Genomic DNA, 1097 nt, shown 5'->3' with positions numbered 1-1097 from the left:
CCGTATGCGTATTCGGTCAGCAGTGGCGCCTTGCCTGCCGGCCTGGTGCTCGATGCCGCCAGCGGCCTGCTGAGCGGCACACCGACCGCGTTCGGCAGCTTCAGCTTCACCGTGCAAGCGAAGGATGCGCACCAGTTCACGGTGCAGCAGGCGCTGACGCTGCAGGTGAACCAGGCGCCGCCGCCGGTGCCCAATGAAACGGCGACCACCTCGGCCAACCAGGAAGTGAGCCTGACCATCGCTTCCACGGATGGCAGCCCGATCACGGACGTGACCATCGTCACGCCGCCGCAGCACGGGCGCGTCACGGTGGTCTCGAGCGGTGCCTCGGCGCGCATGGCGCGCGCCGTCGCCGGTGCGAGTTTCAAGGTGACGTATGTGCCGGATGCCAACTACTTTGGTCCGGACAGCTTCAGCTACACGGCGACGGGTCCGGGCGGCACCTCCGCGCCGGCCACGGTCAGCGTGACGGTGGCGCCGCAGCCGGTACCGGTGCCTGTCGCCAAGACGGCGACGGTACTGGCCGGCACGCCGGTGACCCTGCAGGTGACGCAAGGCGCCACCGGCGGTCCGTTCACGGCGGTGGCCATCACCACGCAGCCGGCCAGCGGCACGGCGGCGGTCAATGGCCTGGACATCGTCTACACGCCCGGCATCAACACCAGCGGCGACATCGGCATCGGCTACACCGTCTCGAACGTGTTCGGCACCTCGGCGCCGGTGACGTCGACGATCAGCGTCAATCCGATGCCGCAGGTGGCCAGCCAGAGCGCCACGGTGGTGGCTGGCCTGACGGTCACCGTCGACCTGACGGCGGGTGCCACGGGCGGCCCGTTCACGGCGGCGAATGTCCTGAGCGTCGCGCCGGCGGAGGCGGGCAAGGCGGTGGTGCGCGACGTCGGCACGGCCGGCAAGCCGTCGTACCAGCTGAGCTTTGCGGCTTCGGGCAAGTTCGCCGGCGCGGCGGTGGTCAGCTACACCCTGAGCAATGCGTATGCCACCTCGAAGCCGGGCGTAGTGAACGTCACCGTGACGGCGCGGCGCGACCCGTCGCTCGATCCGGAAGTGATCGGCCTGCAGGCGGCGCAAGCCGATGC

Annotated in this window: 1 protein-coding gene; it reads left to right on the top strand. The window is 70.0% G+C overall.

Annotation, left to right across the window (positions count from 1 at the left end; genetic code table 11):
- On the top strand, positions 1-1097 hold a 1097-nt coding region (locus IGS61_RS27700; protein ID WP_230542499.1), incomplete at both ends, for an Ig-like domain-containing protein.

Origin of the sequence: Janthinobacterium sp. FW305-129 (assembly GCF_020858115.1) — a bacterium.
In the GTDB taxonomy this organism is placed as follows: domain Bacteria; phylum Pseudomonadota; class Gammaproteobacteria; order Burkholderiales; family Burkholderiaceae_D; genus Janthinobacterium.
Note: the sequence above shows the minus strand (reverse complement) of the source record. Positions and strands in the feature narration are given on the sequence as shown.